Source organism: Bradyrhizobium sp. HKCCYLRH3097 (assembly GCF_051167875.1).
Taxonomy (GTDB): Bacteria; Pseudomonadota; Alphaproteobacteria; order Rhizobiales; family Xanthobacteraceae; genus Bradyrhizobium.
In genome coordinates this window covers 52,157-75,702 of the sequence record NZ_JBNPTX010000019.1, presented here as the reverse complement: position 1 = coordinate 75,702, position 23,546 = coordinate 52,157, and the positions used below count along the sequence as shown (strand labels likewise).

General features: G+C 65.8%; 20 protein-coding genes and 1 pseudogene. 7 read left to right on the top strand and 14 right to left on the bottom strand.

The genetic code is table 11. The annotated features are described in order from the left end of the window. Positions 1-167 (bottom strand): annotated as a pseudogene (locus tag ACQR0U_RS31455) (flagellin); the annotation flags it as partial. 297 nt (positions 168-464) lie between these two features. After that, positions 465-1,214, bottom strand: coding sequence for a histidine kinase dimerization/phospho-acceptor domain-containing protein (locus ACQR0U_RS31450; RefSeq protein ID WP_316169910.1), 750 nt, complete (start codon positions 1,212-1,214; stop codon positions 465-467). A 669-nt stretch (positions 1,215-1,883) separates the two neighbouring features. Between ACQR0U_RS31450 and ACQR0U_RS31445 the strand changes: the two genes are divergently transcribed. The 5 genes from ACQR0U_RS31445 (at position 1,884) to ACQR0U_RS31425 (ending at position 6,820) form a co-directional block, all read left to right on the top strand. Further along, on the top strand, positions 1,884-2,606 hold the full coding sequence (locus ACQR0U_RS31445; protein WP_315715994.1) for a Crp/Fnr family transcriptional regulator: 723 nt from the start codon (positions 1,884-1,886) through the stop codon (positions 2,604-2,606). A 237-nt stretch (positions 2,607-2,843) separates the two neighbouring features. Next, positions 2,844-3,233, top strand: coding sequence for a response regulator (locus ACQR0U_RS31440; RefSeq protein ID WP_008968243.1), 390 nt, complete (start codon positions 2,844-2,846; stop codon positions 3,231-3,233). 223 nt (positions 3,234-3,456) lie between these two features. After that, positions 3,457-3,771 (top strand): response regulator, encoded by a 315-nt coding sequence (locus ACQR0U_RS31435; RefSeq protein ID WP_315825810.1) that lies wholly within the window; start codon positions 3,457-3,459, stop codon positions 3,769-3,771. 6 nt (positions 3,772-3,777) lie between these two features. Beyond that, complete coding sequence (locus ACQR0U_RS31430; protein ID WP_434842390.1) at positions 3,778-6,327, top strand: ATP-binding protein; 2,550 nt, start codon at positions 3,778-3,780, stop codon at positions 6,325-6,327. Positions 6,328-6,574: 247 nt separating this feature from the next. Beyond that, complete coding sequence (locus ACQR0U_RS31425; protein ID WP_006614403.1) at positions 6,575-6,820, top strand: hypothetical protein; 246 nt, start codon at positions 6,575-6,577, stop codon at positions 6,818-6,820. 127 nt (positions 6,821-6,947) lie between these two features. On the opposite strand, the gene ACQR0U_RS31420 is transcribed toward ACQR0U_RS31425, so the two are convergent. Next, positions 6,948-7,553: a LuxR C-terminal-related transcriptional regulator gene (locus tag ACQR0U_RS31420; RefSeq protein WP_434842391.1), complete on the bottom strand. Its 606-nt coding sequence runs from the start codon at positions 7,551-7,553 to the stop codon at positions 6,948-6,950. 315 nt (positions 7,554-7,868) lie between these two features. On the opposite strand from ACQR0U_RS31420, the gene ACQR0U_RS31415 reads away from it, so the two are divergent. Then, a complete protein-coding gene (locus ACQR0U_RS31415) occupies positions 7,869-9,020 on the top strand; it encodes a hypothetical protein (protein WP_434842392.1) in 1,152 nt (383 codons plus the stop codon). Positions 9,021-9,052: 32 nt separating this feature from the next. Here ACQR0U_RS31415 and ipdC read toward each other — a convergent pair whose 3' ends face one another. From ipdC to ACQR0U_RS31395, 4 genes are all read right to left on the bottom strand, one after another. Beyond that, positions 9,053-10,690: an indolepyruvate/phenylpyruvate decarboxylase gene (gene ipdC, locus ACQR0U_RS31410; protein ID WP_315715990.1), complete on the bottom strand. Its 1,638-nt coding sequence runs from the start codon at positions 10,688-10,690 to the stop codon at positions 9,053-9,055. Between the two features lie 156 nt (positions 10,691-10,846). Continuing rightward, positions 10,847-11,038, bottom strand: coding sequence for a hypothetical protein (locus ACQR0U_RS31405; protein ID WP_315715989.1), 192 nt, complete (start codon positions 11,036-11,038; stop codon positions 10,847-10,849). A 141-nt stretch (positions 11,039-11,179) separates the two neighbouring features. Next, the gene (locus ACQR0U_RS31400) at positions 11,180-12,091 is read right to left on the bottom strand and encodes an acyl-CoA acyltransferase (protein WP_434842393.1); all 912 of its coding nucleotides are present in this window, start codon (positions 12,089-12,091) and stop codon (positions 11,180-11,182) included. Positions 12,092-12,286: 195 nt separating this feature from the next. Then, positions 12,287-13,546 carry a hypothetical protein gene (locus ACQR0U_RS31395; protein WP_434842698.1) on the bottom strand — a complete coding sequence of 420 codons (1,260 nt, stop codon included), beginning with the start codon at positions 13,544-13,546 and terminating at the stop codon, positions 12,287-12,289. A gap of 108 nt (positions 13,547-13,654) precedes the next feature. Here ACQR0U_RS31395 and ACQR0U_RS31390 point away from each other — a divergent pair, with 108 nt between their 5' ends. Continuing rightward, complete coding sequence (locus tag ACQR0U_RS31390) at positions 13,655-14,839, top strand: glycosyltransferase family 4 protein (protein WP_434842394.1); 1,185 nt, start codon at positions 13,655-13,657, stop codon at positions 14,837-14,839. On the opposite strand, the gene ACQR0U_RS31385 is transcribed toward ACQR0U_RS31390, so the two are convergent. The 7 genes from ACQR0U_RS31385 to ACQR0U_RS31355 are packed head-to-tail and all read right to left on the bottom strand — an operon-like array spanning position 14,840 to position 23,328. Continuing rightward, a complete protein-coding gene (locus tag ACQR0U_RS31385) occupies positions 14,840-16,018 on the bottom strand; it encodes a glycosyltransferase (protein WP_434842395.1) in 1,179 nt (392 codons plus the stop codon). Beyond that, positions 16,011-17,033, bottom strand: a complete 1,023-nt coding sequence (locus tag ACQR0U_RS31380) for a polysaccharide deacetylase family protein (RefSeq protein ID WP_434842396.1) — start codon at positions 17,031-17,033, stop codon at positions 16,011-16,013. The genes ACQR0U_RS31385 and ACQR0U_RS31380 overlap by 8 nt, the downstream gene beginning before the upstream one ends. Beyond that, on the bottom strand, positions 17,030-18,550 hold the full coding sequence (locus ACQR0U_RS31375; RefSeq protein ID WP_434842397.1) for a lipid II flippase MurJ: 1,521 nt from the start codon (positions 18,548-18,550) through the stop codon (positions 17,030-17,032). The genes ACQR0U_RS31380 and ACQR0U_RS31375 overlap by 4 nt, the downstream gene beginning before the upstream one ends. After that, positions 18,547-18,726 carry a hypothetical protein gene (locus ACQR0U_RS31370; protein ID WP_434842398.1) on the bottom strand — a complete coding sequence of 60 codons (180 nt, stop codon included), beginning with the start codon at positions 18,724-18,726 and terminating at the stop codon, positions 18,547-18,549. Before ACQR0U_RS31370 ends, ACQR0U_RS31375 begins: the two co-directional genes overlap by 4 nt. Then, positions 18,723-19,880: a glycosyltransferase family 4 protein gene (locus ACQR0U_RS31365; protein WP_434842399.1), complete on the bottom strand. Its 1,158-nt coding sequence runs from the start codon at positions 19,878-19,880 to the stop codon at positions 18,723-18,725. Before ACQR0U_RS31365 ends, ACQR0U_RS31370 begins: the two co-directional genes overlap by 4 nt. Continuing rightward, on the bottom strand, positions 19,877-22,147 hold the full coding sequence (locus ACQR0U_RS31360) for an exopolysaccharide transport family protein (protein WP_434840900.1): 2,271 nt from the start codon (positions 22,145-22,147) through the stop codon (positions 19,877-19,879). The genes ACQR0U_RS31365 and ACQR0U_RS31360 overlap by 4 nt, the downstream gene beginning before the upstream one ends. A 26-nt stretch (positions 22,148-22,173) precedes the next feature. After that, a complete protein-coding gene (locus ACQR0U_RS31355; protein WP_316226804.1) occupies positions 22,174-23,328 on the bottom strand; it encodes a glycosyltransferase in 1,155 nt (384 codons plus the stop codon). Between the last annotated feature and the right edge of the window lie 218 nt (positions 23,329-23,546).

Genomic DNA, 23,546 nt, shown 5'->3' with positions numbered 1-23,546 from the left:
CGGTTGTCGAGACCCTGGGCGGTGAAGAAGTTGGTCGGATTGTCGAGCGCCGAGTTGACCTTCTTGCCCGTGGAGAGGTTGTTCTGCGTGGTGGCGAGGAGCTGAGCCGTCGACTGGAGCGAGAGCAGGTTCTGGCGAACCGACGCAGAGAGTACGATACCTGACATTGTCATTCCCTTCTGGATGAACATGAGTAGACATCGCCGCACCGTTCTGTCGGCGATGGCGCAGACTGGTCCGCGGAATCCTACCCGTTCGTTAAATTGACTTCGGAACGGCCGCGCGCAGCCTCCGCCGCCGCCGTTAATCCTAATTGGCCGCTAATCAGTTTGATCAAATGCGTGCAGGCCGCCGCGATTCACGGTAAAATGGCGCACGGATCCGCGTCTGACGGTCGGCGCGCGCTGATACGCGGTGCGACCGTTAAGGCAGCGCTAACTATGAGCTTGCGGAAGAGCGGCCGGTTACGCGGGGGCGCGGTCCGCGTGCGGGAGGACGATCTCGACGCTGGCGGTCCGGCCGCGCGGCTCCTGGAGCTCCAGACGTCCGTTCGAGCGCCTGACGAAATCCTCGACCAGCCGGATCTCCGAGAACACGGGATCGGCTGGACCGGCCTCCGCCGCACTCACCGACGCCGTCAACACGATCTGCACGTCGGAGGAGATGCCGCCGGCGCCCGAGGCGTCCGCACTCATGCGCCTGGCCTGGATGTCGATGCGGCCGCCGTGCTCCAGTCGATGTCGGGCCCCGATCGCAAGACACAGCAATGCCGCCATCAACTGGCCCGGATCAGCGAAGACGGCCGGCACGTCCGCGCCCACCGACGTCGTCACCTCGACCTCGGTGCCCAATGTCGGACGAAGCAGGCGAGCGACGTCGACCAGGAGCTCGTTCAACTCCACCGCACATGGCTGCGGCGGCCGGCCCCTTGCGAACGACAGAAGCTGCGACGTCAATCGAGCGCCCCGGGTCGCGGCCTCGTCGATCAGACGCGCGACGGCCGCCAGTTCAGGCTTGTCCTCGACCGCTTCGGCGAGAATGTCGATGGTCCCCGTGATCACGGTGAGAATGTTGTTGAAGTCGTGCAGCAGGCCACCGGCAACCTGACCCACGATGGCCATCCCGGGGTGGATGTCCGGCGTCGCTGCAGCCGGAATGTCTGCGCCCGGGCTCGGTAGCGACTGATTGGACCGCTGGTAGGTGGAAGAGGCCATGAATCCTGCAATACCTGTTGGGGGGGAGGACGGCGGGGCTATCGGGACGCAAACGCACGGACGCCGCTGCGATGTTCAGCTTCGTCTTGATGCTCAGCCTTGGCGCTCAGTCTCACCGCTGACCATCGACGGCGCTCCGGCTGGATGCAGCATCAGTCGGACTCCTGCTCCTGCCAGGACGACAACCTCGTCACGCCAGTCGCAGGACACCGGCCGATGCCTCCACTCGCGACGAGAGTTGCATCCGACAGAAAAAGATCCGTCAACGAATCAGCGCGCTTATTAGCGATTTTGGCCGCAAGATGTCCGCTGTCAATTGCGGCGCTTGCTACGTGGCGTCCGTGCACATCGGAGCTGCCGCGGCCGGAGCAACGAGACGTTCGCCGCAAGCGTGCTGCGCTGCTTTCACGAGCCGAGGCGGAGGCCGGATGCGTGCCGACTGTATACAACCGCGCGCGATCAGATCAGCACATCGCACACACGTTGATGGCCCAAATCCGCAACGCGCATTCGCGCCTGTCTGCACGACAACGCACACAGCAGGAACGAATGGCCTTTACTGGGAATATTACCCGTGATTCTTCTTGTCAGCGGATGGGACGCAGTTCTATGGAACCATGAGGGCATTGAGATCTGCGAGGCTCCGATACTGCAATGCAGGAGATGGCTTTGGACCCCAGCTTGCGTTCTCCGAACGGTTTCCTGTCGTCGTTGACCGACGATGATTTCGAGCTGATCCGACCCTATCTGCGGACCGTGGATCTGGTGCAAGACTCCATTCTCGCCGAGGTCGGCGAAAAGCTTTCGCGCATCTACTTTCCTCATCGCGGCGTGATCTCGCTGGTCGTGAACCTCGCGCGCGGAGAGCGCGTTCAGGTGGCGATGATCGGTCGCGATAGCTTCTTCGGAAGCATGTCCCTGCTCGCGGGCGGCGATCCGGTGGTGCTGAACAGCGCGGTGGTCCTCGTTCCCGGTGCTGCATCGGTCGTCGACATCGACAGGGTACGGGCAGCCGCCGAACAGAGCCCCTCGTTTCGCGCGCTGATGTTGCGCCACGCACTCGCCATCTACGTGCAGAGTCAGCAGACCGCCGGTTGCAACGCCGCCCACACCGTCGAGTCGCGTCTCGCCCGTTGCCTGCTGCAGACGCATGACCTTTCAGGCGGCAACAAGCTCTACATCACCCAGGAGTCCCTGGCGCAGATGATCGGCGCCCGACGCAACAGCGTTTCGCTGGTGGCGAGCACGCTGCAGCAGGCGGACTTCATCCACTATAGCCGCGGCCATATCGAGATCATCGATCTGGAGGGGCTGAAGAAGACGGCGTGTGAGTGCTACGGCGCCGTGAAGGCCCACTACGAGAATCTGGTCCGGCCGCGCAGCCTGCCGTAAGCAGGCGTCGTTCCGGCCGTCGCGCGCCGGCGCCTCGCCGAACGCCCTTGCCTCCGTACAACTACGGCCCATTGCATGATCCCCATCACCGCTGCGGACGGAATTAACGCGCTGTTCAACGGGCGCTGATAATTGTCGACGTGCTGACGAGCGCGAGTTCCAAGAAGCGTCGAATTATCTTCGTGCTGATATATCTCGCCCGTGTTCGGCTTTTGACCAGACGCGCGGAGTAATGACATGGCCTTTGATCTGTCGATGCCGATCCTGGTGGTCGATGACTACGCCACTATGATCCGGATCATCCGCAACCTGCTGAAGCAGCTCGGATTCGAGAACGTCGACGACGCCAGCGACGGATCGGCCGCGCTCTCCAAGATGCAGGCGAAGAAGTATGGCCTCGTGATCTCCGACTGGAACATGGAGCCGATGACCGGCTACGACCTGCTGCGCGAGGTGCGCGCCAGCCCGGAACTGTCGAAGACGCCGTTCATCATGATCACGGCCGAATCGAAGACCGAGAACGTCATTGCCGCCAAGAAGGCCGGCGTGAGCAACTACATCGTCAAGCCGTTCAACGCTGCGACGCTCAAGACCAAGATGGAAGCCGTGTTCGGCCCGGCCGAATAGCCGAGCTCCCCGGAAATGCCCTGCGCGGCGGCCGGACCGGTGTCCGGCCGCTTTCTCTTTGGCGGACGAACTCCGCGCGGTCGACGATGGCAGGACGCATACATCGCCGCACGCTCCCCGTAGTCGTACGGAAACCAAAATTTACGAGGGGGTCAGAGCCGGCCGGTAGACATGATCCTGCTTGCCGATGACCGTGTCAGGGCGGCAACGGGACAGGGAATTCATGCGCAACGAACTCCTCGTGATCGAAGATGCCGCCGTGCATGTTTCAATCTTGCGAAAGATTGCAGCACAGGCCGGCTTCAACACGACGGACGTGAGCTCGGTCGACGCAGCCTCGATCGTCCTGCAGAAGAGGAGCTTGGACTGCACCATGCCGGACCTCTCGCTAGGCAAACGCCCCGGCACGGAGGTTCTCGAGCTCAACATAGATCCCCCCTTCTCGAAGCCGATCGACCTGATGCGGCCCCGGCAAACTCTGAAGCAGATCGCGCAGGAGACCGATCGCCGGCGGCTGGTCAGAGCGGCGGGCTGGTAGCAGGCGATGAGCAAAAAGAAGCGCTTTCTGGGAGCGCCTGCAGCGATCGCGCTGATCCTCGTCTGCGTCATTGCCGGCAGCAACCTCTTCTTCCTCACCAATCTGCGCGAGAACGCGCTTCAGCACGCCGAGGAAGATCTCAGCCGCCATAGCCTCACGCTTGCCGAGAACGCCGACCGTTCGGTGAAGTCCGTCGACCTCGTGCTCACGAGCGTGCGCGACTACCTGGTGCGCGGCGGCGCCATCGACGCTGCGGCGTATCGCAAGGTCGCGTCAGACCATCAGACCCACCTCCTGCTCAAGGAAAAGATCGCGGGACTGCCGCAGATCGATGCGGTGACGCTGATCGACGCGCAAGGCAGGCTCCTGAACTTCTCGCGCTACTGGCCGATCCCGGACGTCAACATCGCCGACCGCGACTACTTCAAGGCGCTGAAGGCCGACCCTGCACCGCACACGTTCCTCAGCACGCCGGTTCAGAATCGCGGCGACGGCACCTGGAACATCTATTTTGCCCGCCGGCTCGACGATTCCAATGGCGAGTTCATGGGCATGATGCTCGGCGCCATGTCGGTGCCCTATCTGGAGAACTTCTTCGGCTCCACCGCGCAGGGTCTCGATGCGGCGGTGTCGCTGATCCGCGAGGACGGGACGCTGCTCGCGCATTTTCCGCCCACGAGCGAGATCGGCAGGCCGACCTCCGGCTTCGGTCAGCGCGCGCTGTCGGCCGGCGGCGTGCTGCGCGAGCCCTCCACACGAACCGGCGAGATGCGCCTGCGGGCGGCAAAGATGCTGCCCAATTATCCCGCGATGATCGTGGTGTCGGTATTCGAGCACGACGTCCTGAAGGCCTGGCGCGACATGGCGACGCTTCTGGTCATCGTGTCGCTGGTGAGCGCGATGGCCGTGCTCGCGGCCGCGGTCCTGATCTCCCGCTGGTGGGAACGCCACGAGCACCTGATCGAGGCCGCCGAGGCCGCGAATGCGGCGAAGTCCACCTTCGTCGCGATGATGAGCCACGAGATCCGCACGCCGATGAACGCGGTGCTCGGCCTCGCCACGACGCTGCTGGAAACCAATCTCGATCCCGAGCAGCGCCGTTCGGTGGTGGCGATCCACAATGCCGGCGACAATCTGCTCGAGATCCTCAACGACATTCTCGACTTCTCCAAGCTCGAATCCGGCCAGCTCTCGCTCGAGGACATCGCGTTCCCCGCCGAGGCCCTGGTCCACAACACGCTCAGCATCATCGGGCCGCGGGCTTCCGCCAAGGACCTGAAGCTGAGGAGCGTCGGCGACCCGGCCGTGCCGCCGGCGCTGGTCGGCGACGCCGGCCGCATTCGCCAGATCCTGCTCAACCTGGTGTCCAACGCGGTCAAATTCACCTCGTCCGGCGAAGTGGTCGTCACGACGCGCTGCATCGAGAAGGATGACGAGAAGGCGACCGTGGAATGGACGGTGACCGACACCGGCATCGGCATTGCCGCCGACAAGATCGGCTCGCTGTTCGCGAACTTCGTCCAGGCCGACAATTCGATCAGCCGCCGGTTCGGGGGCTCCGGACTCGGACTCGCGATCTGCAAGCGACTGATCGAGCAGATGGGGGGTGACATCAGGGTCACCTCGACGCTGGGCAGCGGATCCACCTTCTCGTTCCGCCTGACGCTGCCGATTGCCGAGACCATCGCGGTGCCAGAGCAGAACGACGACGGCATCTACACCTCGCTGCAGAACCGGATCGCAGCGTTCGGCCGGCCGCTGCGCGTCCTCGTGGTGGACGACAATCCGACCAACCGCCTGGTCGCGACCAAGATGCTCAAGGATTTCGACATCCAGACCGACACGGCCTGCGACGGCGCCGAGGCCGTCACCGCCGCCAGCCGCTTCAACTACGACCTCATCCTGATGGACGTCCGCATGCCGGAGATGGACGGCTTCCAGGCGACCCGGACCATTCGCGCGCGAGGCGAGCGCCGCTCCAACGTGCCGATCATCGCCTTCACGGCGAACGCCTTCATGGAGGATATCCGAGCCTGCCGGGAAGCCGGGATGAACGATTTCGTCGTCAAGCCCGCCCGCAAGAAGGCGCTCGTGGAGGCCATCCTGCGCGTGCTGCCCCTGCCCATTCCAGTGCCGGAAACCGCGGCATCAGACGCCCCGCTGGTACCGGCTCAGGCGGATGCCGCGACCGCCGACATTGGCGCCGACACCGAAATTGCTCCCGAAGCTGCGCTGGACCGCGAAGCCTACGCCGAGCTGGTCGGCGAGATCGGAGACGAGGCGGCGCAGGAGATCCGCGACGTGTTCTTCAGCGAGACGGATGCGCGGCTGAAGCAGCTCCGCCAGCTGACGCTCGACGGCGAGCGCATCAAGATCGGCCGCGAGGCGCATTCGCTGAAGAGCGCAGCCGGAACCTTCGGGTACCGCCGGCTTGCAACCTACGCGCTGGCGCTGGAGAAGAGCGCACCACGCCTGTCCGCCAAGGAGTATGTCGAGCTGCTCGACAACATCGAGGCCGCCTACGCCGCCGCCCGCGCCCAGGAGCTGCAATATTGAAGCGGGGAGGCCGCAGGCCTCCCTAGCGCATGCCGATCCGCGCGACGTCCCCGCACGTTGCACCGCGGCGACGAGGACGGGCTCCGACGATCGAGATGGCAAACGAGACGTTCACGAACGCGGATTCGCCGAACCTGACCTTCATAATCCCTTACAATGGGTTGACGCCGTACTTCTACGGCTCACGATTTTCACAATCAACTAATCATGAGCTGCGAGACTCGGGGTCACATAGGAGATGTGTCCCATGTTTACTTTTGAAACCGCCGACCAGAAGGAAGTCAGGCGTTTCCGAATTGCGCAGTTCAACGGCCGGACCGCGACCGTGAAATCCGGCGGATCGACGATCACCGGCCACGTCCGTTCAGTCATGGAAAAGGAAGCGAGCGTACCGCCGCGCTGGACCATTACGATCGTGCCGACGCCGCCCAAGGCGCAAGCGCCGCTGCGCCCGACCTCCCGGGTTCGTCCCTTCGCCGAGGATTATTTCTGACAGCACGGACATCCGCGTCCGCAATCAGCGCGCTCGACCGAGCCGGTCGGACGCCGATTGTCGTTGTCTGCATCGCGAGGCACCGCGGGGTCGAAGGCACGAGCGCGGCATTCGCACTCGTCCGCCGTCATCCGATCTGGTTGAGGAGTGCTGCGCGGACGAGTTCGGCGGTATTGCGCGCGCCAACCTTGCGCATGGCTTCGGCGCGATGGCTCTCGAACGTGCGGGGGCTGATGCCCATGCGCAAGGCGCCCTCCTTGTTCGAGTGCCCCTCACTGATCAGCTTGAGGACCTCGTATTCGCGCGGGGTCAGCGACTTGCTGGCCCGGCCGGTTGGCCGCGCGGGCACCGCGCCCTCCTCGTGAGCCGGCACAGCCCGTGACAGCGGTCCGTACTGCCCGTGCGCGCCGGACATCTGGTTGACCAGGGCGCAGATCCGCTCGGTCTGCAGCAACGCGTTGTCGACGACGAGCTGGACATGCCGGCGCTCGCCGGGCGTCCTGGCAATCTCATCGCTGCGCTGCTTGATTTCCTCCATGTAGAGCATCAGGGCGGTGAGCGAACCGTTCAGCTGACGCGCCAAAGCGAGCCTGCCCTGGTCGTCATGACGTCCCATCGCGAGCGGCGCAGACGTGCCGGAACGGGTCGCCAGGAGATCCGGGTCGTTAACCCCTTGGCCGCCCGGAGCAGGTGCGGCGTGAGCGTCGGAAAGGCTGTTGTTCAGCTGTGCCATGCCTCATTGTGACGCGAGGGCGGCTTTAACATGGTTAATTATGCCGTCCGTAGCAATACGGGATTGTTCCGGCAACTCGCGCAACCGTCGATCATTTCCCCAAAAAGTTGCAAGCTGCAATGGTTAAGCCGGGGCGTGATGCCACCCTTCAAGGAGACGTCCGCGGCGCGTGCGGCGGCGGCTGTCCACGATGCCGCGCATTACTACGATTGTTTACTGACATTAATTTCGCACCAACTGTTTCGTGCTTCCATGCGTTCCGTGCCCGTCCGTGGAGACGAGCGACCTTGAGATATAGCTGACAGCCTGACGCCAATGGGACCGGTCGACCGGATCTGGGAATTCCTGCAGCGGTTGTCACCGCTGACACGAAGCTGTCTGCTCAGCGAGCTCGAACGGCTGGAGCTGAGCGGCGTCGACATGCCGGGATCCGCCGACCTCCAGGCCCGACTGCGCGCCGAGATCCGCAACAACAATGGCGCCGGCGGCCACCGCACCATCAATCCTTCGCGCTACTTCTTCATGCCGGTCGAGCAGCTTCTCATCGACGGTTCGCCGGAGCATGCCAATGAGGGCCGCATTGCCCGCGGCTCCCTCACGCCGATCTGGGAATGGATCTCGCGCGATCTGCTGCCGACCATGGCGCGCGACTATAATGCACAGATGAAGGACCTGATCGCGGCGGACAAGCAGCGCGAGATCCGCCAGACGGCGAGCGCGTTCCAGACCAAGGTGACGAAGTCGCTGGAAGGCACGTTGGCGCGCGCCGAGGGCATCGAGCAGGTCCGCAGCAAGCTGAAGGCCTATACGGCCTCGCCGTCGGTGTTCGACGATGTCGTCAAGCTGATGAAGGCGCTGCGCGCCCGCGAGGAACTCGCGAAGTTCGCCGATTCGCTGCCGGACCGGATCGCGGAGTTCGACGATCCGCAGGTGAAGAAGATGGTGCTGCTGCTCGATGCCCTGCGCAAGAAGCAGCCGGAAGCCGTGCCCTTTGCGTTGACGCTCGTCGCCAAGCGCCTGAAGGAGCCGTGGCAGGTGATGCGGCTGGCGACGAAGGCGGCGCGCTCGAAGAACATTGCCGACGTCATCGCGGCACCCTACGCGATGACCGTGCCGATGGTGCTCGACCAGTTGGAGGACAAGCGGCTCGCGCTCCGGATCGCGTTGAAGAACAACCGCGTCGTGACCGCCAAGGAAATCCTGACCAGCATCTACGACATCGAATATGCGATCCAGGTCCGCATCGATCGCATCGAGGACTCGGACTGGGGTACGCGCCTGAGCACCATCATGGCCAATACCGACAGAATGGTGCAGGCCGAGGTCAAGCGCTTCCCCGAAGAGGTCGGACACGTGCTCGGCTCGAACAGGCTGCGCAGCCATCGCTCGTTCGGCGGCCGCCTCACCTATTTCGCCTGGAAGGGCCGCGACGCGATCAAGACGGTGCTGCGGTCTGCAACCGGTTGACGGCGGCGCGTCGAGACGGCCTTCCGGCCATCCTATCCCTGGGCCATGCGTTCGCGCGCCGACTTGAAGCCCGCCACGAAGCGCGCCAGCGTGTCCGAGGTCTTGCCGCGCGGCAGCATCACTTCGATCAGCGAGAAGCGTCCGCGCCGATGCACTGCGCGCTCCAGCGCGGCGACGAGCTCGCTGCGGGTGGCGACGCGCTCGCCGGTGCCGCCGATGGAATTGGCGATGTCGGCATAGTGCCAGTCGTCGAGATCGTTGAACCGCGATTCCGGCTGGAACACACGCAGCATCTCCCAGCTGCAATTGTTGAACAGCACGACGATCGGATCGAGCCCGTAGCGGCGGCAGTTGCCGAGCTCCCATCCGGTCATCTGGAACGCGCCGTCGCCGACCAGGATCAGCGGACGAAGTCCGGTCGCGGCCACGCCGATGCCCGCCGGCACGCCGAAGCCCATCCCCGCGTAGTAGCCCGGCGCGGCCAGCGCGGTATTGTCGATCTCCATCGCGGTGAACAGGCAATCGCCGATATCGGAGGTCATCGGCATCCGGCCGTGGCGGTCGAACATGTCGTTGACCGCGGTCGCGATGTCCGAAGGCGCAATCGGCGCGCCATCGGCAGCGAGGCCGCGCGGATAGGCCGAGCGCTGCCGCGGCAGGCCGGGAGCTGCGGCCCGGGGTGCCGCGCGCTCGTCGAGCGCATCGATCAGATCGCCGAGCGGCATGTCGCGATAGGCGTGATGACCGATCTGCACCTCACGGCTGGCGGCCAGGATCATGCGGCGCGGGTCTGGCGCCCGGTTCGACAACGCGAAATTGGTATCCGACAGGATGACGCCCAGCATCAGCACGAGATCGGCATTCTCGACCAGCTCCGTGATCGCCGGATTGCCCGCGGCGCCGAGATAGGTGCCGGCGACGACATCGTCGGCCCTGTCGAGCAGGCCGCGGCCCATGAAGGTCGTCACCAGCGGGAGACCCAGCTTGCGCGCCAGCGCGGCGATCCTGTCCTCGACACCGTAGCGGCGGATTTCGACGTCGACGACGATCACGGGACGCTCTGCCTGCGCGATGCGGGCGAGGATCTCCTCGACGCATTCGTCGAGCGCCTCGCGGCTGGCCCGCCGCGGCGGCAGCGGCACCACCGGCTCGACCTCGGCATCGACCATGTCGCGCGGAAATTCGAGATACACCGGCAGCGACATCTCCTTCGCGCTGCGCAGCACGCGCGCAATCTGGGCCGGGGCGGTGGCCGGATCGCTCAGCACCGCCTGATCGCAGGTGATCTCCTTGAACACCGCGAGCTGCGTGTCGACGGTGCGGGCCTGGTGGTGCAGCAGAAAGCCGGAGACGCGCTCACGCGCGCCGGGCGCGCCCGCGATCACCACGACGGGCGAGCGTTCGGCATAGGCGCCGGCGACCGCGTTCACGACGTTGAAGGCGCCGGCGCCGTAGGTGACGACGGCGACGCCGAGGCCGCCATGATAGCGCGCGGCCGCATCCGCGGCGAAGCCGACCGCCGGCTCATGGCTCAGCGTGACGCTCGGCAGGATGTTGCTCTCCTCGATGACCTTGAACAGCGGCAGCACGAAGTCGCCGGGAATGCCGAAGATCTCGCGGGCGCCATGGTCCTTCAGGGCGGCGAGCAGCGCATGGGCAAGAGCAGGCATCCGGATCCCCTGAGCGTGGCGTAAGGTTCAGCCGGTGCTACACGATGAGGGGCGGACTGCCAACCGGCGGCCGTTCGATCTGCGAGCCGCGCCGTCTGGATCGCCCCGTCCAAACATCATGCTCGAGCGGCAAGGCCGGAGCTCACCCGCGCCACATCAGTTTGCCGTCAGCACCAGGGCGTGGGCGGATGGTGCGCCGCCATGCGGGACGGCCAGCGTAACCGTGAACAGGATGGCGACGACCATGATCATGCAGAGCTTCATCATGACCGTCCTGCGATCGGTGATCGGCAGGAACAGGAAGAACAGCAGCATCGCCGCCAGCGCGAGTTCGAAAACGTAAGACATGGATGACCTCCTCCGTTGCCAGGAGGATGGCGCATGCCGGAAGCCCAGACTGTGCGTGCCGTCACACCGGTCCCATAGACCACGCGAGCGAGTATCCCGGCCGCCGCAGCGGGACCATGCAACCCAATCGATTGCCACCTCTCAGCCGTCGAACAGCGCGGCCTCGGTGAAGGCGAGATCGCCGAGATGCGGCGGATGCGGACCTTTGGCATATTTGCGTCCGCGCTTGTCCGAGTACCAGCCGGCCAGCCCTGCGATGGGCCCATTGGCATCGAGCCGCACCAGCAGGCCGCCGCGCCGCAGCAGCAGCCAGCCGATTTTGCCGGCCAGCCGCACGAGGTCAGCGACATCCCGGCAATACAGCAGGCGATACACCGGCAGCGCATTCATCACCCGGTGCTTCTGAAACACGAACGGATACGCCGCATCGGCCTCGCGCGCGACGAGACCAAGACACCCCCATTGCGCATGCTGCCGCAACAGATCCGCCTCATCGGGAGAGAGCCCGTGCACATCGTCCTCGGAGAATTCTTCGATACGGACATCCGAGCGCGGTCGCGACAGGGCCAGCGCGGCGTAGACCTGTCCCTTGCAGTAGACCGAAAAGCCCTGCGCCTCGACCTGTGGCCAAGTGTGCGGGGCCGGCGTGATGTTGAAATAGGTCACCGTCTTGTCGCGCGTCGCCGCGCGCACCAGCATCGAGCTGAAGGCACGGAACGCCGGCTCGACATACCAGCTCGAGACATTGGCCCTGACGATCGGCTCACCGCCGATGTGGAGCTCGGAGAACAGCAGCAGGATCACGCCGACAGGCACCCCGGCTTGGTCGAGACAATAGCCGAATGCCGGATAGCCGGCCGGCCGCGGGCGCGCCGCGTGGCGTTCGAGTCCGCGCAACCAATAGGCCTCGCTGCGAAAGGCGAATCCGCGCGTCAGCAGTGCGGCGACCGCCGGCAGATCCGCCGCGCCGATCTCTCGGATGCGAACGCCGGTCACGGCCTGCGCGGGAGCCGGCCTGTCATTTGCAATCTCAGCCTTTTTGATTGGCTGCATTCCAGCATCACCCGAGAGAGATCCGGCGCGCCACCCATGGCGCGGCGGGATCGTCATGACGGCAATTATCGTAAAAAGCCTTGGCGGCAGTGAACCACGTCGTGCTGGCCTTACTTTTCAGTTAATGGAACATGCGAGCCACACCCGACAGGCTTCGATCAGCGCCGACATGATCTTCGCGATCCGAGCCGCCGCTCACGACCGCGGCACGCGAAACATGTAGGTTTCATCGGCATTGAGGCCGTCGACGAAGAAACGTCCGGGCTTTGCCTCGATCCGGCGCCGCAGCCCATCCCAGCCCCAGACCTCGAGGCTGCGCGTCCCTGCGGGCAGCTCGAGCTCGACCGCGCGGCCCGGCCGCTCGGTCCAGCCGGCAATGTTCTGCCACACGATCAAATCGGCATCCGATCCGCGCAGCGTGTACAGCGCCAGCCGCCGGTCGATGGACACGATCCTCATGTGACCGGCGAGCTGCAGCACCGTCTTCACCACGAGGCTGCGCGCCTCCGGGGTCCAGGGATCCTTGCCCGTCGCCATCGCATAGGCCAGGCCGTCGACATCGGGTGTGTCGCCGAGATTCCAAGGAAACGCCAGCATGGACACCGGCATGCTGCCATCCTTGCCAACCACCGCAAGCTGGTCCCAGATCGCATTGAGAAACAATCTGGCCGCGTCCGTATCGCTGTCCCACGCGCCGGCGCGCGCGACGTTGAACTCGGTTGCGTAGAAGTTGATGTCGCGGCTCAGCCCCATCGCCTGCTTGATACGGTCGAAGCAGGTCTGCACCGAGAACTCGCGGCCGCGGGTCATCGGATACCATCTATCATTGTAGTAGGTATGCAGGTCGATGCCGTCGAGACGGCCGTCCTCGAGCAGATCGGCGATCGCCGGACCGTAGCCGCGCAACGTCGCATCGCCATGCGAGTTGCAGGTGGCAAAGCCGCCGGGAACGACCCGCAGCTTGGGGTCGACGCTGTGAACACCGTCGGCAAGCCCGGCCAGCGCGTCGTGATAGTCCTGGCGCGGGATCGTGGCCTGCACATCGGGCTCGTTGATGGCGGTGAAGACGGTAGCACCCCAATCGGGAATACCGTTTTCGCGGCCCCATTCGCCGCCGGGGCGGAAACGTCTCGCCATCGCCTGCCCAGCCGCGAACCAGTCCTGATAGGACCCGATCGGCTGCGGCGGAGTCAGGCTCTGATAGCTGCCTTCATACTCCAGCAGGATCAGCGGCATGATACCGTTCTTGTGCGCCTCCAGCATCGCGGCATCGAAATCGTGCGGCGTCGGTACCCGCGCCAACGTCCGCCAGCCGTAGGAATCCATTCGGCCCATCCTGGCACCGACACCGTGCAGTGCCTGATAGATCTGCGCGCTCTTGCCGGCCAGATGCGTGACCAAATTGCCGCCGCCGATGCGCTCGTCGATCCGCAGCGCCGAGGCGTTCGTTTCGATGGCGTGGACAGCGCTCGGCCATGGCGACGTGACAAACGTTAACAGGGCTGTGCTAATGACCAGCAGATTGGAACGAAGTCGCAATGTCTGATCCCTTAGATTTCCGCTATGACGTTTGAGATCGTCCAGGTCGTTCAAGAGATAAGCAATGCCGGCGGCGTGGAAACAGTCGCTATCGAGCTGGCGCGCGTTTTCGGCCGGAATGGTTTATCGAACATCGTGCTCGCGAGCACCGTCGCGGACAATCTCGAACACACGATCAGAGTCGAGCGCGTTGCGCCATGGCTGGCGCGGATTCCGACTCGCGGACTGTTCCGGCACATCGGCCGCGCCATTGTCGTGCCGCTGTTCACGCTGGCCGCGACACGGGCGCTGGCGCGTCACCCCGACGCCGTCGTCATCAGCCACGGCGACAGCCTCAAGGGTGACGTGCTGATCGTGCATGCCGTCAATGCGCAGAGCCTCGCCGAGAAACGCGCCGCCGGCAGCTGGCGCTGGATGCTCAACCCTATGCATCTGTGGGTCGCGCTGCGCGACCGGTTCATGATCGGAGGCCTGCGGTATCGGGCGTTCGTGGCGGTGTCCTCCCGCGTCACCGCGGAGCTGCAGCGCTTCTTCCGCGTGCCGGCCGCCCGCATCCACGTCATCTCCAACGGCATCGATCTCGCGCGCTTCAAGCGCGACGCCGTCGGCGGCCAGGCGATCCGGCGTGAGTTCGGCATCCCGGATAATGCGCGCCTGCTGCTGTTCGTCGGCCACGAATTCAACCGCAAGGGACTGGCGCATGCGATCGGCGCGCTCGATCGGCTCGGCAACGACGTCTGGCTGCTGGTCGTCGGCTCGGATAATCCCGCGCCCTACCGCAGACTGACGCGCAACGCCCAGCAACGACTGATCTTCGCCGGCCCACGCTCGGACCTGCCGGCGCTGTACTCGGCGGCCGATGCCTTCGTGCTCCCCACGAGCTACGAGACCTTCTCGCTGGTCTGCATGGAGGCCATGGCCTGCGGGGTGCCGGTGTTCGCAACGCCGGTCGGCGGCATCGAGGACTATCTGCGCGACGGCGTCAACGGCTTCCGCATTTCAGCAGACGCCGACGACATCGCGGCCAAGCTCGCGGCCGTCTTCGCCGACCCCGCACTGATGCGCCGGCTGCAGGACGGCGCCCAGGCCACCGCGCAGATCTATGGCTGGGACCAGATCGGGCTGCAATACATCGAACTGCTCAAGCAGATCGATGCCGCCAAGCGCCAGTCCGGCCGCGCAGCGATGGCGCTGCCGGTGAAGGCCTAGCTAATTCGTCTGCAGCCGCTGTGGACGGGCGAGGCCGGATGCGGTTCTCGACTGATGCGCCGCACGGCATGCCGTTTCAATCGCCGCTGCGACCGCATCATAGGTGAAGCGCCGGAGCACGTTCGCGCGGGCCGCCTCACTGCGAACAGCAAGCTCCGCCCGCTGGCCGCTGAGCTCATCGATGAGCCGACACAGGCTGCCGGGATCCTGCTCCGGCACGATCCAGCCGCCGTCGCCGACGACATCCGGAATCGCTCCGCAGGTCGATCCGATCACCGGGATGGCGCAGGCCTGGGCCTCGATGATCACCCGGCCGAACTGCTCGCGCACCGCGTCCGTGGTTCGCGTCAGCAGCAGCAATGCGTCCAGGCGGCGCAGAAAAGCCGCGACTGCAGCGGATGAAGCCCAGCCCTGGATGGTGACGCGCCCGCCCAAACCAAGTTCGGCCACGCGCCGGCGCAGATGCGGCTCGTGCGGACCTTCACCCATGATGCTCAGCGTCGCCGCCGACTTGCTGCGCGCGAGCGCTTCGAGCGCATCGTCGAGTCCCTTCTCGACCACCAGCCGGCCGACATAGCCGAGCCGCAGCGGCGAGCCGGCCGTCGCATTCGATCGATCATCCGCCGGCATGAAGGTCGCGAGATCGACACCATAGCCGATCGGCGTCACCGGACCCGTGTAGCCGCACGCCCTCACGACCTCAGTCGCATCGGGACTGCGCGACAGGATGTGGGCGGTGCGGCCGAGGACGAATTTGCGGATCGCCTCGAATGGTGGCGGCAGCCGTTTCAGGATGTTCTGGTCGACCTCGAGCACGAGCGCCGCACGGCCGCGCAGCATCTGCGCCTGCAGCGCGACGATGCTCCAGGGCTCCTCCCAAAGGTGAATCACGTCGGGATCGAGCTCGCGCAGCAGGCGGCGCAGCGCCGGATAGAAGTGCAGGTACCATTTCATCGGACCCGCGTCCGGGAGTCGGATCGGGAGCCGATGGATGGGAAAGGCTTCGTTGGAGTGAGCCGCGGTGATGGTGCGGCCGAATTCCTTCCACACCTCGGGCGTCACGAGATGCAGATCGACGTCGGGCCGGGACGCGAGATGGCGGTAGCGCAGCCGGCCGGCCTCGCTGCTGGTGGCCGGATGCGCAATCGAGACGATTCGCAAGCGCCCCCTGCTAGACACGGCCCATCACCTTCGCTGCAGTCCCGCTGAAGCCCGTGAGATGCAGCTCCATCGCCGCAAGCGTACGATGCGCGCCATTCATGGTGTTGCGCGGAATCGAGAACGCATCCTGCCCTGCTTTGACAAGGCCCTTGCGCGTGGTCGCGGCACTGGCGAATCCGGCCTGCCGCGCCAGCGCAAAGTCCCGCGGTCCGCAATCGGCGGCGCGCCCGTAAGGAAACGCGAAGTGCCGGACGTCGATGCCGAGCCGCTCGTTCAATCGCAGCCGCGCGCCGGCCAGCTCGCAAAGGGCGTCTTCGGAAGACAGCGACGAGATGCGCGCATGCGAGACGGTGTGGGCTCCGATCTCGATGAGCGGATCCCCCGCCAGCACTTCCAGAATCTCCCAGGAGATCGCATGTTTCCAATGCATCGCCTCGATGTCGATGGCGTTGGCGGCACAGAACGCGGCGTAACGATCCGCCGCCTGCGGGCCATCCCAGCGCGAGGCGATCTGCGCGAACACCGCGCGGCGCTGCTCGGCGCTCGACAGCGCGATCCGCTCATCGTCGACCCTGACATGGTCCCTGTGCAGCAGCGCATCCTCCAAGCCAGCGGCCCACAGCGGCAACGTGCCGTCGGGAATGCCAGTCGTCACGAACAGCGTCACCGGCACCTTGTGCCTGCGGAACACCGGCACAAGCAGATCGAACGTATCGCGGTAGCAGTCGTCGATCGAGAAGTTGGCGTAGCGGCCGGACGGCTCGGCGCTTGCCGTCCGGCGCAGCGCCTCGCTGATCGTCACGACATCCCAACCCTGGTCGAGGACATAGCCGAGGAAGCGATCGAGAAAGTCGGCATCGACGTAGAAGTCGCGATTGGGCAGACGCTCCCACTGCTCTGCCGGCGCGGCGCGATGGAACGTCAAACAGCAGCCGCGCGGGCCGAGCACACGATCGACCGCCTTGGCGACGGGAAGGACGAAGGCGCCGGATGCCATCATCGCCTTGGCGGCAGCGAGGGCCAGCAGGGTCAACTCAGCTCTCCCTTCATCCTGAACGTACGACGAACATGACGGAGCGCCGTGCCCACCGCGGCCGGCAGCAGGATGCCGATCGCGAAGGCCAAGCAGAGCAGATAGGCCAATCCGCCGGTGAACAGGCGCGGCAGCAGGCCCGGCACGGAGGTCTGAATCATCAGGCCGAGCACGACCATCAATGCGGTCGGCAGCAGGGCCAGGCCGATCACGAGCAGGAGCTTTCGCGCATCACCGAGCACGAACACCACGCCCGACAGCAGCACGAGGCTGCGGATCGCTTCGCCGATGCCGAGCAACTGCATGCCGGCCGCCGGCGACGGATCGAACAGCGGCATCAGCAGGTTGAAGCCCATGTTGGCGAGATAGGCCGAGACGATGATGACCGCAGCGACGCCGTTGCGCCCCGCGCCATTGAGCAGACGGATCAGGATCCAGCCGAGGGTCGCGGCCCAGACGCCGCAGGCGATGCCCTTGAGCGCATGCGAGGTCAGCAGCAGGGCCTCGTCGCCGAACGCGCCGCGGAAATAGATCAGGCGGACGATGTCGGTCGAGAAGACCAGCAGGAACGCCGAGGCCGGCAAGATCAGCGCGAGCAGCGGCCGCAGCAGCGCCTCGGTCTGCGCACGTGGATCGCGTGGGGCATGCTGCGACAGCACCGCCATGCCGAGCGGCTGGCTGATCAGCAGCAGCGCGCTCTCGGTCAGCGAGCGCGCGTAGTCCAGCGACGCGACGGCGCCGGTCGTCAGCCGCGATGCCGTGAAGCGCTCGATCCAGACATTGCCCTGCTCGGCCAACGGCAACGCCAGCAGGACGCGCAGCCGGCGGAAGAATTCGATACCCTTGTCGATCACCATGCCGGCGGTCAGGCCGGAGACGCTCAGCGCGCCCTCGCGCCACAGCGTGAACAGACCCCAGGCGGCGAGGCCATTGAAGGCGGCGGTGAAGGCGCAGGCGAGCATGTAGGCGTCGCCGGTCAGCACCAGCAGGCCGATGCCGCCGATCACCGCGACGTTGAGCAGGCTGGCACGGACATTGGTCAGCCGCGTGCGGCCGAGCGCGATCTCGCCGGCGGCAAGCACATTGAGCACCGCCGACGCCGGCATGCCGAACGCCATCATGCGCACGAAGTGCAAGGTCAGCTCGCGCCCCTCCGCCGAGAAGCCGCCGACGACGGCGTTCACCCAGAGCTCACCGAGCAGCAGGATGATCGCGGTCACCAGGCTCGAGACGACGGCAATGACGATCGTCAGCGCACCGAGGCTGCGCGCGGCATCCGGCCGCTGCAGCGCCTCGCGATGCATCGGGATCATGATCGCCGGCACGCTCTCGTTCTGCAGGAACGCAAGCGGGATGAGCACGGCCGCCATGGCGGCCCGGAATCCGTCGGCGATGAGCGAGGCGCCGAGCACATGCGCCATCAACACCTCGCGGCCGAAGCCGAGCATCTTGCTCGCCAGCGCGCCGCTGATCAGCAGCGCACTGAAGCGCTTGAGCGAAGGACCGGAGGCGCTCATGCGGCATCCTCCGACACGGCCGGCGGCCCTTTCCATCGCGCAGGGACTTGTCCGTCCTCGAGCGGTTTCGACCACGACGGCACCGGCGCGAGAATGGCGAACGGCGGGCCGCAATCCACGACGAGATCGACCATGCGCCGCTCGGAGGACGGGGCAGGTGTGACGATCGTGCTCACACCGCCGCTCCCGCACCGACATTGCGGATCAGCAGCCCGATCGAGTCCAGCATGCGTGTCAGGCTGTAATGGGTGCGCGCGCGGCGCGACGCGTAGTCGAGCTGGGGCGCGAGGATCTCGGGTTCAGCCAGCACTGCGTCCAAAGCCTCGGACAGCGCACGCGCGTCGCCAGGCGGCACGAGCAGACCGGCCCGGCCATGTTCGAGGATGTCCGGCGCAGCGCCGGCGTCAGTGGCAATCACCGGCACGCCGGCGAGCATCGCTTCGACCAGGGTGCGGCCGAACGGCTCGGGATCGATCGACGGATGCACCATCGCGTCCACCGCCTGCATCAGCAGCGGCACGTCGCTGCGATGCCCAAGGAAGTGAACGCGATCGCCGAGGCAAAGCTTCGCGACCAGCCGTCTCAGCTCAGCCGCGTAGTCCTGCTCGCCGAACAACGCGTCGCCAACGATGATACCGTGCACGTCCGGCAATTCGGCCAGCGCCTCGATCAGGATATGCTGCCCCTTCCACCGCGCGAGCCGGCTGAATACGCCGACCAGCGGTCCCGACGGCAGGCCGAGCCGCCGCCTCAGCTCCTCGCGCGACGCGGGCACGGGTTCGACGGCGAGACCATTGGGCACGACCTCGACGAGAGAGCGTCGACCTCCGGCCTCGATGAAGGCGGCTGCGGCAGCTTCGGAGGGGACGACGACCTTCGCCGCGAAGCGGTTGGCGAGGAATATCTGCATGCGACGCTGCAGCGCGCCGAAATGAGCCGGGCTGATGATGTCGTGCAGATGCCAGATCAACGGCCGCCGTGCCGCGATGTTGGCGATGGCCGACAGGACAAAGGCCTTCTGCGAATTGGCATAGAGGACGTCATGCTTGCGTGCGACATGCGCGAGTTCCGCGGTGATCGCCGCGAGTCTGCCGAACAGCGGCAGCGCCTCGAGCCACGAACTGTCGCGTCTGAACTGCCCCAGGCCGCGGCCCCAGCGCGACGTGACGACCGACATCCCGCGCTCAGCCAGCACCTGGCCGAGCGGGCCCGGCTCGAACAGGAACACCGATGACTCCTTGCGGCCCTGGACGACATCGAGCAGGATCAGCTCGGCGCCGCCGATCTGCCCGGTGTGATCGACGAACAGGACACGCTCGGTCGACATCACCCGGCTCCGGCGTAGGCTGCCACGGGCGCGGTCTGGGCCACAGGCGCGCTGCGGTGCTCGACGTCGGTCATGGTGACGACGATGCCGACATCGCGGGCTCCGAGTGTCCTGCTCCTGTTCACCGTCGCGACCGCCGGCTCGATCAACGACCGGTCACTGCGCACGCAGACGATCGCCCAGTCCGTACCGGCAAGGAAGTCGTTCCGTTGCGACGGCAATGGTGTGTCGACGATCACGGCATCATAGCCATCGAGACCGGTGAGGAGACGGTCGAGGCTGATCGCGTCGAGAATGTCGCCGACCGGACCGGTCGCCTCACCAACCGGCAGCACGTCGAGCGAGGGATGCGCGGTGGGCAGAACCATGTCCCGGAGCGGCGTCCCGCGCTCGAGCGCGCCGAGCCATCCGGGGCTTGCCGGCAGCGCCATGATCTCTGCAAAGGCGGGATGCGAGACGTCGCACTCGACGACCAGCACGCGCCAGCCTGCGGCCGCGAGGTGCTCTGCCAGCGCACAGGTCGTGGTCGTCTTGCCATCTGCTGCATCGGGAGAGGTCACGACGATGCGCTGCGATCGGGCGGACCGCTTCAAACCGAGTTCGTGGACGAGATCATGCAGCGTGTGCTGAAAATCAGTGTCCTCGGAGGCGAGGCGCAAGACGCGCGGGATCGCCAGCGGTTGGTGGCCTTGCAGGATCGCGCCGAGCGCCGACATCTCACGCAGGCTCTTCAGGCGCGGCAGGCAGGCCAGGATCGAAACGTCGGCGACGCTCGGGAGATGGGACCTTCGTTCGGGCGCTGCCGGTGGCGTCGCCGCTTGCGGTGCGGTCACACGCTCGGCCAATTCAGGGACGATGGCCGGAGCTTCGTCGACAGCGGGCGCCTCGACCTGCTCGGCCGGCGCTTCGGGAGTGACGCGCAAGGGCGGGCTGATCAGGCGCGCGCCGAGCTTGTCGGCGAGCAGCGCAGCGCCGACACCGAAGATCAACGCGAGCGTCATGCCGGCGGCGAGGAACGGGATCTTCTTCGGGAAGAACGGCTTGCTCGGCAGCTCGGCGAGGCTGACGAGACGCGTGCTGCCGCGCAGGACGCGCCGTTCGGTCTCGAGCTCGCTCGCCTTCTTGTAGAGCTCGGCATATTGCTGCCGCTTGATCTCGGTGTCGCGCACCATGCTCTCGATGGAGGCCTCGTCCAGCGTGGCCGAGCCGGCCTCCGCCTTCGCCGTCTCCATCTGCTTCTTCAGCGAGTTCACCAGCGCGGTGTTGGCATCGTACGTCTTCTGCGCGCTCGCCGCGATGCTCTGCATCTCGGCGATCAGCCGCTGCTGGATGATCGCCTGCTCGCGCGTCAGCGCCAGGATCGAGGGGTGCTTCGGCCCGAGCACACCGGCCGCACTGGCAAGCTGCGCGCTCACGGTCGTCAGTTGCTGCTTGAGGTCGGCGATGGTGCGGCTCTGCAGCACCGACGGGGCGTCGGTCGGCCCGCGCTCCTGCTCCGACTTGATCTCCTGCAGCCGCGCCGCGGCGTCGGCGCGCGCGGCCTCCGCCTGCGACAGCTGCTGGCCGATGCTGGTCAGCCGCTCCGAGGAAATCGGCGCATTGGCGCCACGCATCAGGCCCTTGGTGCGCCGGAACTTCTGGATCTTGTCGTCGGCCTCGCGCAGTTGCTGGTCGAGCTGCTTCAATTCCTTCCAGAGCCAGGAGCTCGCGACCTCGCGGCTGTTGGCGCCTTCGGTGCGCTGGTCCTCGAGAAAGGTCTGCGTCAACGCGTTGGCGAGCGTCTTCGCAACCTCGGGACTGCTCGACTGATAGGAGATGTTGATGACGCGCGAACGGCCGGCCGAGGCGATGCTGAAGCGGCCGTCGACATGATCGATGAACGCGCCCGGATCGGTCTTGAGGCGCTGGCACGCATCGGCCGAACCCATGAGACGGCCGCGCTCGCATTCGCCGACCACGGCGTCGACCACGCCGGGCGACGACATGATCTGACGCAGCAGGCGCGGCGAGCGGATCACCAGGAGCTGGCTTTCCATGTCGGCGGGATCGCCGATCTTCTGCGCCCACGCCGCCGAGGTGTTGGCACCCGGCTCCTGCTCGGCGATGATCACGGAAGCGGTGGCGAGATAGCGCACCGGCAGTAGCACGAGCGCGGCCACGGCAAGCGCGAGAACGGCGCCAGCCACGATGGCGAACACGCCGCGGCGGCGCCAGATCCGGGCGACGGCGTCAATGCCGGACAAGGCCTCGCCGAGAGCCGCCTGCCTCATGATCTGCACCCGTACCACATCCAATATTACGCAATCAGCCGCGTCGCGCGGCCCTGATGTCCCGCACGGAAACTGTCGATCTCCTCGTTGACCGCCGCGACGAACTGGCTGCGGAAACGCTCGGCCGAGAAGAAGCCGGCGCGCTGGCGGCAGTCGAGCCGCGAGATCGATTTCTCCTTGGCCACGAACGATCGCACGCAGGCCGCGATCGCCTCGGGCTCGGGCGAGCCGAAGAACATGCCGGTCGGCCGCGGCCCCGTGGTGAGGATCGACTCGCGTGCACCGCCGCGGCCGAGCGCCAGCACCGGCGCGCCTTCGGACTGCGCCTCGACCGGGATGATGCCGAAATCCTCTTCCGCCGCGAACACGAAGGCGCGGGCGGTGGTCATGAGGTCACGCAGCTGCTTGTCGGGCACGAACCCGGCGAACTTGACGTTCGGCCCCGCGATCGACTTCAGCCGCGCGGCTTCCGGACCGTCACCGGCCACGACCAGCTCGAGGTCCGGCATGATGTTGAAGGCGCGCACGATCGGCTCGATGCGCTTGTAGGGCACGAGCCGGCTCGCGGCGAGGAAGTGGTTGCCGACCGGCAGGATCGCATCGCGCTGCGCGATGGTCACCGGCGGATAGATCACCTTGGCATCGCGGCCGTATATCTTCTTGATGCGGCGAGCGACGAACTGCGAATTGGTGAAGATGGCGTCGGGACCGTGCGCGGTGCGCGCATCCCAGATCCGCATCTTGTGCAACAAGGCGCGAGCGATCAGGCCCTTGACGCCGGTGGCGTAGCCGCTCTCCTGCAGATACTGGTGCTGCAGATCCCAGGCATAGCGCATCGGCGAATGCACATAGGCGATGTGCAGCTGCTCCGGCCCGGTCAGAACGCCCTTCGCCACCGCGCAGCTCGAGGAGATCACCAGGTCGTAGCTCGACAGATCGAGCTGCTCGATCGCGAGCGGCATCAGCGGCAGATAGGAGCGGTGATACTTCCGCAACAGCGGCATCTTCTGCAGGAAGCTGGTGTGCGACGTCTCGAATCCCAGCTTGGCGCGGTCCTCGGGACGCAGCAGGTCGAACAGCGTGAAGACGTCGGCGCCGGGATAGCAGCGCAGGATCTCCTGAAGGACCTTCTCGGCGCCGCCAAGAACGTAAAGCCAATCGTGGACGATCGCGACGCGCACCGCACTCTCCCAATTCCCGGGGTATTTAATAAAACCCTTAAGGGAGGCGTTCACGCGCACAAACCCAATCCTAAACTTCTAGTTAATCGCCCTTGTCGTCCGACCCGTCGAATCCGCTGCTATCAGGTAAGGATCGATTAAGGATATGCCAGCCGCATTGCGTCTCATGCCGTGACATGGTGTGCCGGACCAGAACGCGAAACGAGGCCATGGTCCCG

Coding starts and splice junctions, on each gene's coding strand:
- ACQR0U_RS31450 (WP_316169910.1), bottom strand. CDS start 1,214: ATGGCCTCTTCCACCTACCAGCGGTCCAATCAGTCGCTACCGAGCCCG.
- ACQR0U_RS31415 (WP_434842392.1), top strand. CDS start 7,869: ATGGGACCGGTCGACCGGATCTGGGAATTCCTGCAGCGGTTGTCACCG.
- ACQR0U_RS31440 (WP_008968243.1), top strand. CDS start 2,844: ATGGCCTTTGATCTGTCGATGCCGATCCTGGTGGTCGATGACTACGCC.
- ACQR0U_RS31430 (WP_434842390.1), top strand. CDS start 3,778: ATGAGCAAAAAGAAGCGCTTTCTGGGAGCGCCTGCAGCGATCGCGCTG.
- ACQR0U_RS31400 (WP_434842393.1), bottom strand. CDS start 12,091: ATGCAGCCAATCAAAAAGGCTGAGATTGCAAATGACAGGCCGGCTCCC.
- ACQR0U_RS31360 (WP_434840900.1), bottom strand. CDS start 22,147: ATGAGGCAGGCGGCTCTCGGCGAGGCCTTGTCCGGCATTGACGCCGTC.
- ACQR0U_RS31375 (WP_434842397.1), bottom strand. CDS start 18,550: ATGAGCGCCTCCGGTCCTTCGCTCAAGCGCTTCAGTGCGCTGCTGATC.
- ACQR0U_RS31420 (WP_434842391.1), bottom strand. CDS start 7,553: ATGGCACAGCTGAACAACAGCCTTTCCGACGCTCACGCCGCACCTGCT.
- ACQR0U_RS31405 (WP_315715989.1), bottom strand. CDS start 11,038: ATGTCTTACGTTTTCGAACTCGCGCTGGCGGCGATGCTGCTGTTCTTC.
- ACQR0U_RS31435 (WP_315825810.1), top strand. CDS start 3,457: ATGCGCAACGAACTCCTCGTGATCGAAGATGCCGCCGTGCATGTTTCA.
- ipdC (WP_315715990.1), bottom strand. CDS start 10,690: ATGCCTGCTCTTGCCCATGCGCTGCTCGCCGCCCTGAAGGACCATGGC.
- ACQR0U_RS31390 (WP_434842394.1), top strand. CDS start 13,655: ATGACGTTTGAGATCGTCCAGGTCGTTCAAGAGATAAGCAATGCCGGC.
- ACQR0U_RS31425 (WP_006614403.1), top strand. CDS start 6,575: ATGTTTACTTTTGAAACCGCCGACCAGAAGGAAGTCAGGCGTTTCCGA.